Origin of the sequence: Flavobacterium beibuense F44-8 (assembly GCF_000769915.1) — a bacterium.
Taxonomy (GTDB): domain Bacteria; phylum Bacteroidota; class Bacteroidia; order Flavobacteriales; family Flavobacteriaceae; genus Flavobacterium; species Flavobacterium beibuense.
The window spans coordinates 132,696-147,025 of the sequence record NZ_JRLV01000010.1; the positions used below are offsets into that span (position 1 = coordinate 132,696).

7 protein-coding genes are annotated in these 14,330 nt (G+C 38.6%); 1 reads left to right on the forward strand and 6 read right to left on the reverse strand.

The window, feature by feature from the left end; all coding sequences use genetic code 11:
* Positions 1 to 22: 22 nt before the first annotated feature.
* The 5 genes from sov to Q763_RS10695 form a co-directional block, all read right to left on the reverse strand.
* The gene (gene sov, locus Q763_RS10675) at positions 23 to 7,417 is read right to left on the reverse strand and encodes a T9SS outer membrane translocon Sov/SprA (RefSeq protein WP_052123386.1); all 7,395 of its coding nucleotides are present in this window, start codon (positions 7,415 to 7,417) and stop codon (positions 23 to 25) included.
* A 3-nt stretch (positions 7,418 to 7,420) separates the two neighbouring features.
* On the reverse strand, positions 7,421 to 8,002 hold the full coding sequence (gene ruvA / locus Q763_RS10680; protein WP_035134067.1) for a Holliday junction branch migration protein RuvA: 582 nt from the start codon (positions 8,000 to 8,002) through the stop codon (positions 7,421 to 7,423).
* Positions 8,003 to 8,058: 56 nt separating this feature from the next.
* Positions 8,059 to 10,350 carry an NADP-dependent malic enzyme gene (locus tag Q763_RS10685; protein WP_035134069.1) on the reverse strand — a complete coding sequence of 764 codons (2,292 nt, stop codon included), beginning with the start codon at positions 10,348 to 10,350 and terminating at the stop codon, positions 8,059 to 8,061.
* A gap of 94 nt (positions 10,351 to 10,444) precedes the next feature.
* On the reverse strand, positions 10,445 to 11,125 hold the full coding sequence (locus Q763_RS10690; RefSeq protein ID WP_035134071.1) for a response regulator transcription factor: 681 nt from the start codon (positions 11,123 to 11,125) through the stop codon (positions 10,445 to 10,447).
* The gene (locus Q763_RS10695) at positions 11,115 to 12,563 is read right to left on the reverse strand and encodes a sensor histidine kinase (protein WP_035134073.1); all 1,449 of its coding nucleotides are present in this window, start codon (positions 12,561 to 12,563) and stop codon (positions 11,115 to 11,117) included. Before Q763_RS10695 ends, Q763_RS10690 begins: the two co-directional genes overlap by 11 nt.
* Positions 12,564 to 12,693: 130 nt before the next feature.
* Here Q763_RS10695 and Q763_RS10700 point away from each other — a divergent pair, with 130 nt between their 5' ends.
* Complete coding sequence (locus tag Q763_RS10700) at positions 12,694 to 13,356, forward strand: hypothetical protein (protein WP_035134075.1); 663 nt, start codon at positions 12,694 to 12,696, stop codon at positions 13,354 to 13,356.
* Positions 13,357 to 13,367: 11 nt separating this feature from the next.
* On the opposite strand, the gene queG is transcribed toward Q763_RS10700, so the two are convergent.
* Positions 13,368 to 14,294, reverse strand: coding sequence for a tRNA epoxyqueuosine(34) reductase QueG (gene queG, locus Q763_RS10705; protein ID WP_035134077.1), 927 nt, complete (start codon positions 14,292 to 14,294; stop codon positions 13,368 to 13,370).
* Between the last annotated feature and the right edge of the window lie 36 nt (positions 14,295 to 14,330).

Below are 14,330 nucleotides of genomic sequence, written 5' to 3' on the forward strand. Positions count from 1 at the left end.
TAATTATAAAATGTTTTTTTTATTAATTTCCAAAATTATACCTCAAAGTAAAGCCTGATCGAATATTTGTTAACGGATAGGCTGTTGAAATAACCGCTTTAGAGAACGAATGATCATAATAGAATATAGCCGTTAGGTTTTTACTGAACGAATAACTTGCTGTAAACTTAACCGACCATATGTTTTGACCACCACCTAACTGGTTGTTATCATAATCCAAATAACGTACTATGGTTTCATTTTTCCTCAGTGTAAAATCGGCTTTTAAATCAATATCACTCTTAATGACATTTGTAGGGTTATCCGCCAGGCTTGAATTAATTGTAACATCTTTAATACGGTAACCTAACCCCACAGTATATTCATTACCCTTAACCTCCGTTAAAAGGTTATTATCAAAACTCATATTAAGCGTACGGTCTTTTTTAATCTCTGCCAATATCTTAATAGAGTTTTTCATCTCCATATCAACACGTATAAGCGGATTAAACTGCTCTGCAAGGTTAATATTAGATATAATGTACTTATTAGCAAAGTTACCGTTAGCATCTACAGGTGTTGATTCATACTCCAAATTAGTTCTGTAAGAGTTAATATTGTATGAAGCCCTATATCCATGTTGTAACGAAAATCGTTTAAACCTCTCTTTAAAGTATTTGTAACGCATTAAACCGGTATACTTAATTACCCAGTTAGGAAGCGGAACATCTCTAAACGGACTCGTTTTTACCTTAGATGCATCCTGCCCCGAATAAGCTGAAAGAAAAGCAGGAAGTAATACTGCCTGAGAGTTTTTACCATAACCTAAAGGATAACCTGCATTGGCAACACTATATTCACTACCTGCATTAATATCACCTGGACCATTATATACAGGGAAGTTTGTAGTACCATAACGCTGTTCAGCCAATCTGTTAGCTACAACCAACCTGTTTGTACGGAACTGATCAAAAGCTGCAGATGAATTTACATCACTCTTACTGAATGCTGTTGAAATAAGTATGGTACTCATTTGAAGGCTACCTGTTGTATAAGGAGATTCTGCTATGTACAAGCCATCCTCTACGTGATATTGTTCTGAATCGTTTTTAGAGTAAGTCCTATCAGCGCTTAATTCGATTTTTAAATCAGGGAATAAATCTATTGAAGCTGTCATGTTCAATATTTGGGTTTTAACCCTGGTAAAGTTCTGATTGTAATCCTCATAGTTAGTAAGATAACCATTGCGTGCCATTTCATACCTAATATCACCCTGACTACCCAAAACGAAATCAAGACCGGGCTTAGTTGTACCAAAGAAACCTATACCCGGTATATAACCTGGCAATACAGTACCCCTATTCTCTACATATTTAACACTTATGTTTTTTACACTGGTAACAACACCTACAAGTCCGTTTAATAATACATTACCATCGCCACCTGTTTTTTGATCGTTAGTAACCTTTTGACCCGGCTTAGGCGCCTGTGGTTTAGGCTTAGCATTTTTAGCTACTTTTTTACCGGTAAGCCCAATATACTTATAGAATACATCCATATTAAACTGAGTATTCAAATTATGTGAACTCGAGTTTTGAATAAGGTTACCTAAATCGTATGTAGTAGTTACATCATTAACATCTGTCACATCAAAATAGCGCAATCCATCAGTAGACCTTTGCCAGTTAAAGGTTGTATTATAAGTATATGTTGGCTTAATAAAAGCAAACATAGGCAACTTACTAATAGGAATTTCATAATTCACGGTAAGCTGCTGCGTATGCTGATTAGCCGAACCTACACTCCAAAAGTCATCCCATATGGTAAAATCTTCAATAGGGACATTATTTTCATCAAGGTAATTTCTAACAATATTACTGGTAGAAACACTATAATTAAACTTAAGCCCTTTTGACAGCACATAGTTAAAACCATACTGATAGTTAAAGAAATAATTCCTTCTGTAAAGCGGATCAATAGGAATACCTTCTACATCTACATTTCTAAACTGCTGTCTGTTATATTGCCTTAATATATTAGAACTAAAAGAAATACTGGTAGGCAGATAATTAAAGTTAAAATCCCTTAACAGCTTCCAGTATTGGCTCTTACTCATAAACTTTGTTTTAGCAAGAGGCTCAATAGGCTTACTGTTAAACGAATAACTATAATCTACAGATGCCCTTACCTGCTGATCAACCAAATCTTCCACCTCATAATCATGGTGATTGGTTTGATTGTACGAATATGAAAGTGTAAAGTTTTCAGGATCGTATACATGAGGTTTTTGCTCTGGCGATCTGTTCTTTTTAACGCCAATGAAGTTGATACTTTTTGTCTTGGTATAATCTATTGCCCTATCCTTAAGATTGTCTTTTTCAGCCTGTGTCTCTGCTAAATCTATTAACTGATCCAACCTGACATCCTGTTGGAACGGATCGTATTCCGGTGTAATTATCTCTTCACCCACACCATAGTTGAACGGAAGATTAATACCCCATTTTTTAGGAAGTAACTGCCCAAGGTTAAGATTAGTTACCACATTATACTGCTTAGCATCTTCCCTGCTTCTCTCATTTGGTCCCTGCTCAATAGTACCAAAACCTATAGTACTTACTCTACCGGTTGCCGAAAAGTTTGCAAAATCAGCAAAGTTAGTATCCATACTGGCAAGTGCAGCCATACCTCCATTACTGTCCATATCTGACAGGCGTAACTCATTAAACCAAACTTCACCTCTAAGGTTTCTGGCTCCGGGATCTCCTACTTCATATCCGTTTTTAACACCTACCATTAAAGTACGCACCAAACCAAAGTTAGGATTACCTTTAATCCTTACCGTCATCCTGTCGCCAAGTGAAGGATCTAAATCAATCACATCAGCATATCTTGCCCCTTCCTGGTCAATAGGAAGGTTATCCTGCATTGCTAAAATTTTTATTTGGGTAAGCAATTCCAGCGGTAAGTTAATTTCATTTTCCTCAGGCCATATCGCTTCAGCCGTAGTTGCATTTAACGAAGTTTGATCAAGCTTAATTTCCACCTGATAATAGTTATCAGTAAAGTCATTACCAAAACGGATAAATGCTTTTAGTTCTCCACTCTGTACAGCACCGTTTTCTTCTAATGCTCCACCTCCGCCGGCAGACAATGGTTCTGCATGCAGGAACATTCTCAGCTTTTTAAACTGGCGCATGTCTACATTTACATTTTTAAATACAGCACGAGAATCGCCTGGCTCTAAACCACCATCTGTACCCGATCCGCTGGTAGAATAAACCCTTAACGATAACGCCTGCTCATTTTGATTAATAACAGCAGTACCACTATATAATTGTTCACGAACAACTCCCGGTGGTGATACATAATTAATAGGTGAGCGCGCTCCGTTTTCCTGTACGTTAAGCGATGTTACATCAAAGCCGGTTTGAGTATCACTGGTATTCCCGTCAGGATCTGTATCTTCATCAAATAACCCTGTATATCTTCTCCATTCACCCCTTACAAGGTCTAAGGCACCAAACCTTAGGGTTATTTCCTCTTTAAATCCGGAAACAAACATCCTCATAAAACGTATAGAACGGGTATTCGTTATACCTCCTACCGCATATTGTTCATCATCCTCATCCGGCACTTCAATAGGCACTTTATATAATAACCATCTACCTGTAGCCTGATTACTTCCTGCATCGCCATTATTACCCGGCACATCTACAGTAAAAGGTCTTGCATCTATAACATAGCCCTGCCCCGGCTGAACTCCCGGTTCAATAGGAATTCTATACCTGTAGTAAGCATCAATGGTATTCATGGTATTATCTCTATTGATGTCTTCTACATCAGGCAGGGAAGTAGACCCTCTACTATTACTCGTAACATCTACAGGAGAGTTCCCCTCTGTACCATTATAATTTTTATATCTGTTGATTACATCGCCATCGGCATCCAGGAAAAACTGATAGTTATCTCCCGAAGGATCTTCATAACCACCATATCCCTGAGCAGCAAATTTTGCTGCTTCTTCCTGATCGCTTAAACCATCAAGACCTACATCCTGTAAAGCTCTGTTACCTGTATCAGTATCAAAAGCATAAATAAGCGATTGAGAAACCGGAACCCTACTCCATGAAGATGTAAATGTTGGCTGAGTTCCTCCCGCTGCCGGAAGTCCGTTCTCATACTGCTTACGGTTATCTTTTAATATATCTTCAGATATTTCCCCAAGGTTAATTTCAAGCATACCTGTATTAGTAGGGTCTGCTACATCTCCGGCATTACCTGAATACGGGTCAAGAACCCAAAACTGAATATATTCAACATTGGTTTGCTCAAAGTTAGTAGAGGTTATAGATCTCATTATACCTCCCCAGTTTTGTTCTGCCTGTACCTGGTCAAAAACACCCCCTGTACCTGCTACTGTAGGGTTATAGTTGTATGGACCTCTTTCCTGCGGAAAATAAGTAAGGTCTAAAGTATTAACTACTGTAGTTTGACCCGGTGCAACATCTGTCACAGGATAAAGCTCACTGTAATACACACGTCTTGTTCTGTTTGAAGACAGATCATCATCACTAATACCGGTAGGACGCTGGTTTGTAAAGAATGTAGGATCTATGGTATACCATGCAAGTTTAGCTCTCTGGTAACCATAAGAGAGATCATCTACAGGTGGCGCATTACCCGGAAACAGGGTGATTGGCGCACTGGCAAGCGACCACGATAGCGGCGAACGCATATCAATAGTAGTTTGTGAACCCTCAAAGTCATCTACATAAGTAGTAGGCTCACTGTTAAACTGGTCTGCCTTTGAGGCTCCCGGTTGTAAGTATGCTATTTCCCCTCTAAATGATAAGTTAGAAGGAACATCTGTATCTATGTTTGGAAGTTTATTTACCAGTCGGGTAAAGAAAGGCACTTCTGTAGAATAAGTCGTATTAAGTCCGAAAATAGTATTGTTAACTGATTCCTGCCCGTAATTTGTTTTTTGGGTAAACGGCCTTTCTGCCATATTCAATAAGGTAGCCCCTACCAAGAATTTATCGGTAAACTTATGCTCAACATACACTCCGGCAAAACGACGGGTTTGTTGCCCGAATACTGCATTGTTCTCTACAGAAACCTCAATAGGCGTATTGGAGTTTTGAAGGGAAGCATCTAAAATTTGTACCCTACCTAACTGATAGTTCACCGTATAATCTACACCTTCAACAAGTGTACGACCACCGGCTGTTACCACAACCGAACCCTGAGGAATATTAAACGCTCCCAGAGATATACCGTCACCTCCGGTGGATTTAAACTTACCTCTTAACTGGAATTTATTTTTTGCACTTTCCTGCGATGCATCTGCCTGTGTACTCATGTACAGCCTGCGGTATACATATTTTTCCTGGTTAGCATTATAGGTGGTTTCATTTTCGTCACCATAATTCTCTAAGTTATCTAACCTTAATTTTTCAAACAGGTATTGACCAAATGGCTCTACAGTAGTAAATATTAAATTACCGTTTTGAGTGTTTACGGTAATCCCCGGATAAAAGTCAAAAAAACCGTCACCTCCCGGCTGCGGGTCATTAGCATAGCTTAACCTATCTACATTAAACACCCTTAAAAGAGGTGTTTCTGCAACCTGCTTATCAAATTCTGCAGGTCCGGCTGTAGGGAATGGATCTATAATGTTACCATTAACATCGGTAGCCGGTGTAATATAGTTTAGCGGAGAAGGATCGGTATAAAGGATATTCATTTTGAAATCCTCCTGCTCTAACTGGTAAGCTCCCGGGATAGAATAGATGTTTTTCATCATCAAATTCCAAACCGGCTCATCTACATTTACCAAACTACTCTTAAGCATTTTCAATATAAGACTCTTGGTACTGATAGAGGCGTCTTCATTTGGGTTATCTGATTCTGTTACCGAAGTAGCATCGGTACCGTCTGTTGCAAATTCACCTACCTGATACACTTCGCCACCAATGGTGTACTGATAAGCCACAGCAAGAATTTCATCGTTAGAAAGTCTTTGGTTTAAGGAAATATAACCTAACTGCGGATGGAATGTAAATTCATTTGAAGTAAGTTTCCTTGCATTTTCAAGTTTAGCATAATCACGCCCTTCGTTAGCATCAAGACCACCAATAAAGCTATTGTTACTTAACGTTACAATTTCCCTTACCGACGGACTTAAAAACGGGCTATTCCCATTATCAACAAGAGAAGGATCAAGTCCGTTATTACTATTATCAGAAGGCGAGTTAGGGCTCGAAGTAAAGAAACCTCCCGGCGCACCACCACTGGCAAAACCTACAGCATCACCCGTAATATCGGCATTACTATAATAACCGGTTAATTGCGATTCACCTAAATCCTGTAGTGCAAGAATGTTACGGGAGTTATTTTCCTGAGAATTGATTCTGTTTTGCCTGTTTGTAACCCATACTTCCACACGGGTAATTTGTACACGGCTATCTATTAAAGGATATTGTTTTAATGCTTTATCATAGTTATTTCTAAACCATTGTGAAAGGAAGAAGTGTTTGTCACTGTCATACTCAGCAGCAAAGAAACTAAACTCCTGCACTGTACCACCACCCTGAGCGGTTATGGTTTTGGTTTGTGACTTTTGTTCTGAGAAAATCCCCGTTACAGTAGTTTTACCAAACTGGAACTGTGCCTTAACACCAAAAAGGCTTTGCGCCCCTCTAACCAATGAGTTAGAAAGCGGAAAGCTCACATTACCTACTTCAATTTTCTGGATAATATCATCCTCATCGGGAGTATACTCTAACTTGATAAGGTTTTGGAATGCAAAGGTCGACTCGGTATCATAATTAGCGGTTACCCCTAATTTAGTACCTACCTGCCCCTGGAGACTCATACTGATCCTTTGGTCAAAATCAAAGGTAAAAGTACTTCTGTTTCTTGGTGAAAGTGACGGATTATCCTGCTTGGTGTACCGAACCCCCAAATCAAGCTCTACCGAACCCTGAGGCTTAATATCAATGGTATTACCACCAAATATGGTTTCAAAGAATTTGGAATTTACATAATACCGCGGGAGCAGGTTTTTCTGTTCCTCTTCTGTTCCTTTACCGTCAAGTGCCTTTGATTTTTGCTGGTAGTATTCGCGAATGGATTCACGCAAAACCAGCTCCTCATACTCCTCGGGAGTAAGGATAAGCGGATAGTTGATATTAAAATCATCTACACTTTCCGTGTAAATATATTTATTTGTAATTGGATCATAAGTATAGCCCTGTACTATACTCCTGGGATTTTCGAGCTCTACCCTTGCAGTACTGTAACCGGTAAGAGTGTCCTGTTTTTCGTTATCATCTTCATCATCCTGTGCCTGTGCGGTTAAATTGAAAAATAAGAACAATAGCGAAACAGCCAGCCTTAACTTTATATAAAAATCTTTAGAGTATTCTGTTTTCAAGGACTATAAATTTTTTAATGCTTGTTTGATAATTGTTTCAACAGTAACATCCGGATTTTCCCTAACAATCTTATCTACAACTTTTTCTGCAGATTTTTTGTTAAATCCTAAAACCTCTAACGCAGATAACGCCTCATCTTTATTTGTATTGTAACCCGATACCGAAACTTCACCCAAATCGTACACTTTTAACACTTTATCCTTAAGGTCCAGTATTACCCTTTGTGCCGTTTTTGCACCAATCCCTTTTATAGACTGAATTGTTGCCACATCTCCCGATGCAATGGCGTTTATAATTTGTTTCGGTTCAAGCGAAGAGAGCATTGTACGTGCCGTACCAGCCCCCACTCCTGAAACAGAAATAAGAAACTTAAATAGTTCCCTTTCGGCTTTTTCCATAAAACCAAAAAGGGTATGTGCGTCTTCCTTAACCTGTAAAAAGGTATACAACCTTATGTTTTCAGAATCAGGTAAAAGAGAAAAGGTGTGCAGGGAAATATTAACCTGGTAACCAACCCCATTACAGTCTATTACTACTTCTGTTGGTGTTTTCTCAACAAGTCTTCCCTGAAGATGTGCTATCATAACATTTTTTTATCCGTTCCCAAAAATAATAAAATTCTCTAACGATTAGCTATGTATTAATTTTTTGCCATTTTTAAACGTTTTTCCTTCTCCTGAGCATCTACAACAGCTACTGCTGCCATATTTACCATCTCCTCTACACTGGCTCCTAACTGGAAAACGTGAACAGGCTTGTTCATACCAAGCATTATAGGCCCGATAGAGACTACCTTATTCAGCTCTTTTAACAACTTATAAGTAATGTTAGCTGCATCCAAGTTAGGAAAAATTAATGTATTAACCTTTTTTCCTGCAATTTTTGAAAAAGGAAACTTATCTTTTGACATTTCTGCATTTAAGGCAAAATCGGCCTGAACTTCTCCATCTACCAGTAAATCAGGATAATCACGATGAAGTATCTGTACCGCCTCTCTTACTTTCACTGCTTCAGGATCGGGCGATGAACCATAGTTTGAGAACGATACCATTGCCAGTACAGGCTCCATACCAAACATTCTTACCGTTCTTGCAGTCATAATAGCAATTTTAGCAAGTTCTTCAGCATTTGGATTCGGGTTAATTGCCGTGTCAGAAAGGAACATCGGTCCGCGTTTGGTAAGCATAAGGTTTGTAGTAGCTATTTTAGTTACACTTGGCGCTTTACCTATAAGCTGGATAATAGGCTTAACCGTTGCCGGATAACTCCTTGAATATCCAGTAACCATAGCATCGGCATCTCCTTCGTTCACCATCATTGCCGCAAAGTAGTTACGCTCACGCATCCACTTTTGTGCGTCTAAAAGGCTTACGCCTCTGCGGTTCCTCGAACTCCAAAATACATCAGCATAACGGTTTCTTCTTTCCTCTTCCTCATCGGTCTTCGGATCAATAATAGCCACTTCGGCCTCAAAACCTATTTCTTCCTTAAGTTCATTTATAATTTCGCTGTTACCTAACAGGATCGGAATACCAATTTTCTCCTCATGAACAATTTGTGCAGCTTTAAGCACATCAAGATGATCTGCCTCGGCAAATACAATTCGTTTAGGATCGGTTTTAGCCCTATTGGTAAGCAGTCTTACCATTTTGTTATCGTTACCCAGCCTGTCTAAAAGCTCCTCGGCATACTTATCCCAATCGGTTATAGGGTTTAACGCCACACCCGACTCCATTGCTGCCTGAGCCACTGCCGGCGGCACCACTGCAATAAGCCTTGGATCAAAAGGTTTTGGAATAATATAGTCACGACCAAAGTTAAGTTTGGTTTCACCATAAGCGATATTTACCTGCTCGGGCACCGGTGCTTTAGCCAGTTCAGCAAGCGCTTTAACGGCAGCCATTTTCATAGCCTCGTTAATTTTTGTAGCCCTAACATCCATCGCACCCCTAAATATATAAGGGAAACCAAGTACATTATTTACCTGGTTAGGATGGTCAGACCTACCTGTTGCCATGATAATATCGTCACGTGTTGCGACAGCAAGATCATAATCAATTTCCGGAATTGGGTTTGCCATTGCAAACACAATTGGATCATGATTCATGGTAAGCAGCATTTCGGGTGTAAGCACATTACCTACCGAAAGTCCTAAGAAAACATCGCTCCCCTTAACCGCTTCAGATAAAGTAACAGGCTCAGCATCCTTAGCATATTTCATTTGAAGATCTAATAAATCGGTACGGCTTTTTACAAGCATACCATCTTTATCAAACATGGTTATATTTTCGGCCTTTACCCCTAAAAGCAGATAAAGGTTAGCACATGCCAAAGCAGCCGATCCGGCACCCGAAACCACTACCTTAACATCTTCTATTTTCTTATCAGCAAGCTCCAACGCATTTAAAAGTGCAGCCGAAGAAATTATGGCCGTACCGTGCTGGTCATCGTGCATTACAGGTATATTAAGCTCTTCAACAAGCCTTCTTTCTATTTCAAAAGACTCAGGCGCTTTAATATCCTCAAGGTTAATCCCTCCAAAGGTAGGAGCAATATTTTTTACCGTTTCGATAAACTTATCTATATCCTTGGTATCTACTTCGATATCAAAAACATCAATATCAGCAAAAATCTTAAACAAAAGACCTTTACCTTCCATCACCGGCTTAGATGCTTCAGGACCTATGTCCCCCAAACCTAAAACCGCCGTGCCGTTTGATATTACAGCTACAAGGTTACCTTTTGCAGTATATTTATAAACGTTATTTACATCTTTGGCTATTTCAAGACATGGCTCTGCCACTCCCGGAGAATAAGCTAACGACAAATCCCTTTGTGTAGCATATTTCTTTGTAGGCACCACCTGTATTTTACCCGGATGGGGTTTGGCGTGGTATAAAAGTGCTTCTCTGCGCTTACTGTACTTGTTCATTCTATTTACTTTTATTACAGAACTTACAAAGGTAAGCGTATCGCCGAAATTGAGAAATTTTTAAGAACTTTCTTTTTATTTAATTAATGAATAGTCAACAAATGAGCTTGTAGCCAAAACCCCGAACATTTACAATCTCTACTGATGCATCTTCCCTTAGCTTTTTCCTGAGCTTTGTTATGTACACATCCATATTACGGGTAGTAAAAAAATTGTCATCTCCCCAAAGTTGCATAAGGGCAGATTTTCTTTCCAATACCTGATTTTTATTTTGCAGCAGCAATTCTAAAAGTCGGGCTTCTTTATAAGAAAGCTTTACCTTTTTTTTAATCCCGTTTATCAACTCCTGCCTTTTAGGGTAAAAAATATATTGACCAATCATTAATTCATCGGTCTCCTGTTTTTCGCTCTTACTTCGCTTAAGCAGTTCGGCTACTCTTAAAAACAATTCTTCCAAACTAAAGGGCTTCCTTAAATAATCGTTACCACCACTGGCATACCCCTGAGCAACATCTTTAATATCTGATTTTGCCGTTAAAAACATTAACGGAATATTTTTACTGAACTCCCTCATCTGGGCAGCCAGTGTGAATCCGTCTTTATAAGGCATCATCACATCCAGTATACAAAGGGAAAACTCCTGTTCATTAAACAGGTTCCACGCCTCTTTACCGTTTGAAGCCAATATTACCTCATAATTATTTTTCTCAAGGCTTTCTTTTATCACCTTTCCTAAAAAAGGCTCGTCTTCGGCTAACAGTATTTTATACTTCATACGGAATCCTGATTATAAAGACACTCCCCTTAGGGTGATTATCTTTCACTTCGACACTTCCCTTATGGGCTTTCACTACTTTTTTCACATAACTTAACCCCAGTCCGTAACCTTTTACGGTATGTACATTGCCGGTAGGTATGCGGTAAAATTCGTCAAATACTTTTTGTTTGTACTCATTAGGTATGCCCGGGCCGTTATCTGAAACTGTAATGACAACTTCTTTACCTTTAACCTCACCTTTTATATCGACAACCGAATCATCCTCCAGATTATACTTAACTGCATTTTCCACCAAATTAGACAATACTGCAATTATATGTTTCTTATCTCCCCTAAACACTACATCATTGCCGATGTATTGTATATTAGCCTTAGCACTACAATCACGAATTATAGTAAAGGCAATATCTTTTAAAGATATTTCATCATTAGCCAACTGCCCTTTGCGTTCAAGTTTTACTCCCGTTAATATATCATCAGTAAGCGCTGTTAGTTTAGCCGACTGGTATAAAATTATATCAATATAATTATCACGTTCCTCTTTAGTCATCTCAAAACCTTTTAAAGCTTCGGCTGTAATTATAACCGATGCCAACGGAGAATGTATCTCATGGGTCATGTTACTAATAAAATCGTCCTTTAGTTCACTCAGTTTTTGCTGGCTAAGCAACACCTTTGCCGTATACCAAAAACAAAACAGTGTAATAATTATAAGCAACAGCGAACTGATTATTATCCATTTTAATTGTTTAAGTAAATACAGTTCGGCATTATTAAAGCATGCCCACACCTGCCTGTCTTCAGGATTTTTAACCCCTATATTATAACTATTTGAACAAAAACCAGATTGGCTATCTCCCTTTACACCTAACAAAAACGGCAATTCAATTCCTTTTCTTTTTAATGCAAGGGTATATTCACTTTCCAAAACATTAATATCTATCTGCATTTCATCTTTACGTTTTGAAAGTCGTTCTCCTATTCCCTGAGTATAATACCACACCATTCCTTTTTTCAGTCCGCTCCTTACCATATCTCCCATTTTTGTCACAAACTTATCCTTTACCAGTGGGGTTAACGAATCGACCCTGTCCTGAATTTCCATCACATTCATACTTAACTCATTTTGTCCACCGGGTCCGGCAAGCTTACGCTCCTTTATAGTAAATACTGGCATCTGTTTAATTTCGTCCCATTTACAGCTAAGGGTAACAAAGGTTGTATCTCTCAACCAACCTTCAAACTCCTTAACAATATTTTCATTCCTTACCACAAAGGCACTATCAATAGCCTCACTAAATGCCTTTTCTACATCTTTCTCAAAAGATGCCTGCTTAACAGTATAATTAGTATAGCTATAATAAAGCTGAAGCAGGGTTATTCCCGCCACACAAACAGACATTAGTATAAAAATGAAGCGAATATTTTTTTTCATAGGTTATCAAAAATAAAATTTAAAAACAGCAACACCCATTTTTATTAACGCTAATTAACGCTAATTAACCCCCTTTCACTCCCTTGTGTTACAATCCAAAATACCTTTGTACTATAAAATCAACCCAGTTATGAAAACAAAAAACCTGCTTTTATGCATAATGACTTTTATGTTATGCGTAATCAAACTTAATGCACAAAACACTCCTGATGTAAAAATGATTTACCCACAACCTACCACCGATGAAGAGGTACTCAATTTATTATCGTGGCAAAAAATTGAGTATTATGATGTTATGTTTACCGGAAGTGATTTAAATAAGAAAGACTACTATTTGGTATCTAAAGAAATATGGAACAGTAAAATCAAAAAGGTGGACACCTTGCTTAACTCGGCTACATTTAACCTGGCAAGAGTTACTAAAGACACCCTTAAGATTACTTTAATGAGTGGTAAAAGTTCAAAGAAAGAACTGAGAACATCTTTTGATTTTGGAAGATTCAGCATAGACCATAAATACAAAAGCCTAGCTACCGATGATTATAGCATGAGGGTATACGGAACTCAGCTAAACATAAAATACAACGAACCTTTTTATGCTTTTGCCTATATACTACCTTATGAAAAAGACCAGGCAAAATATTACTGTGCTGTAGAAAGTAGCGGGAAAGATATTGAAAGCTGGGGGAAAGTGTTCAATATAAAACACTATATACTTTATGAAATGTGCTTTTTTGACGGTACGGAAGAACAGGAATCACAAAACGAAAGTTTCACAATTACCACAAATTAATTTTGAGTTGTTTATAAGGGCTTAAGGAAATTTATATTTCTTGTAAGCCCTTCAAATTTTGTGCGCTTAACCGCCGAGTTTTTAAACACCGCCCTAAAAGTTTCTTCGGTAATTTCATCCCAGTCCTTTTTTGTCATGGATAATAAATCAGGATGCGGATTAAATAACGGTTCACGATGTGGTTTGGAAAAACGGTTCCACGGACATACATCCTGGCAAACATCACAACCAAAAGCCCAGTCGTCAAACTTACCCCTCATATCTGCCGGAATGTTTTCCTTAAGCTCAATGGTAAAATAAGAAATACACTTACTGCCATCAACAACATAAGGCTCTATTATTGCCTGTGTAGGGCAAGCATCAATACAGGCTGTGCAGCTTCCGCAATGATCTGTAGTTACACCATCATATTCTAAATCTATATCAACAATAAGCTCGGCAATAAAAAAGAAAGAACCCACCTGCTTACTTAACAGGTTACTGTTTTTACCTATCCAACCCAAACCACTTTTTGCCGCCCAAGCCTTATCGAGCACCGGAGCCGAATCTACAAAAGCCCTACCTTCTACCTCACCTATGATTTCCTGAATGGATTGCAGTAGCTCCTTTAACTTGGATTTAATTACAAAGTGGTAGTCCTGCCCATAGGCATATTTTGATATTTTATAACTCCCCTCCGTTTGGGTTTGCTCAGGATAGTAATTCAGCAAAAGAGAAATCACACTTTTGGCTCCGTCAACAAGCAGGGTTGGATCTAACCTTTTATCAAAGTGGTTTTCCATGTACTGCATTTTACCGTGCCTATTATCATTAAGCCATTTTTCCAAACGGGGTGCTTCCTCTTCCAGAAACCCTGCTTTAGATATACCGCATGACAAAAACCCGAGGCGTTTGGCTTCGGCTTTAATAAAGTCGGAATATCGTTTTCTGTTATCCAAAGTAAGCTATAATTACGCAGGCAAAGTTACCAAAAG

What these genes read in the sequence shown, in the direction of transcription:
- ruvA (WP_035134067.1), bottom strand. Translation starts at nt 8,002, where the DNA reads ATGATAGCACATCTTCAGGGAAGACTTGTTGAGAAAACACCAACAGAA.
- Q763_RS10685 (WP_035134069.1), bottom strand. Translation starts at nt 10,350, where the DNA reads ATGAACAAGTACAGTAAGCGCAGAGAAGCACTTTTATACCACGCCAAA.
- Q763_RS10690 (WP_035134071.1), bottom strand. Translation starts at nt 11,125, where the DNA reads ATGAAGTATAAAATACTGTTAGCCGAAGACGAGCCTTTTTTAGGAAAG.
- Q763_RS10695 (WP_035134073.1), bottom strand. Translation starts at nt 12,563, where the DNA reads ATGAAAAAAAATATTCGCTTCATTTTTATACTAATGTCTGTTTGTGTG.
- Q763_RS10700 (WP_035134075.1), top strand. Translation starts at nt 12,694, where the DNA reads ATGAAAACAAAAAACCTGCTTTTATGCATAATGACTTTTATGTTATGC.